Source organism: Methylobacterium sp. E-046, from assembly GCF_022829625.1.
GTDB classification, from domain to species: Bacteria; Pseudomonadota; Alphaproteobacteria; order Rhizobiales; family Beijerinckiaceae; genus Methylobacterium; species Methylobacterium longum.
Window position 1 is genome coordinate 1 of the sequence record NZ_JAKSYP010000198.1, and the last position, 877, is coordinate 877.

Consider the following 877-nt stretch of genomic DNA (forward strand, 5'->3'; position numbering starts at 1 on the left):
CAGTAGGCGTGCTGGTTACGGTTTTGACCCCTCCCACTTGAGAAGCGGAGCCGCGATGGCCCTCACTTTGTGCAGGGGGTCGCAGGTCGCTACCCCCTTTCCGTGCCAGCTGGATCCAGGCCAGCCACTCCTGGCTGATGATGCGGAGCACGTTCGTGTCGTTGCGGAAGCCGGTGATCTGGCGCTCCTCGACGGTCAGCAGGCCGAGCTGGCGGGCCTCGCGGATGGCATTCTTCACGGTCGAGCGGCACACGCCTGCGACGGCGGCCATGTTCTCGATCGACAGGCGGCAATCCTTCCTGCGCACGGTCTCGGCTGCCACCAGGGCCAGCACAGCCTGCTCGGCTAGCGTAAACCGTGCGGCAATGCCCGGCGGGAGGCGTCCAGAGGCGGCCCAGCGGCGGCGACGCTCCATTGAAGCATCCGTGCGCGGGCGCGAGCCGACAGCCCTCCTGGGGCTTCCTACGCGACCGGTGGCGGTATCGGATTTTTCGACATCGGTTGAGGTCCGCGGCATCTGTGTGCCGCTCAGGTTATGGGCCGCTCTGATTGGCGCGGTACGGCACCGCGCTTCAATCAAGCCGGACAGCGACTCGGCCTCAGCCTCCGTCACCTTTCCGTCTCCGTAGGCGCGCCAGAGCGCAGCCGTAACGGCCGGCAACGCGGCGCGTGGGGCCGCCTCCACCTGACGGCGGATCTCATCGGCATAGGTCGTCATTCACGGTCCCTCACGGGCCGCGGTTGGATCCAGGCAAGCCTTCCCTGTTGCCGGAATTGCCGTTCCGGCTTGACTCCCGAGGGGGTCGTGTGGCTTGTGAGGAGTTAGTTAGACGGTCCTCACAGGCCCCAGGTTTTCAGCAGCCTCTTCCTTGCCGGG

Annotated in this window: 1 protein-coding gene; it reads right to left on the reverse strand. The window is 66.5% G+C overall.

Annotation, left to right across the window (positions count from 1 at the left end):
- On the reverse strand, positions 1–718 hold a 718-nt coding region (locus MKK82_RS20685), incomplete at its 3' end, for a helix-turn-helix domain-containing protein (protein ID WP_243986660.1).
- Between the last annotated feature and the right edge of the window lie 159 nt (positions 719–877).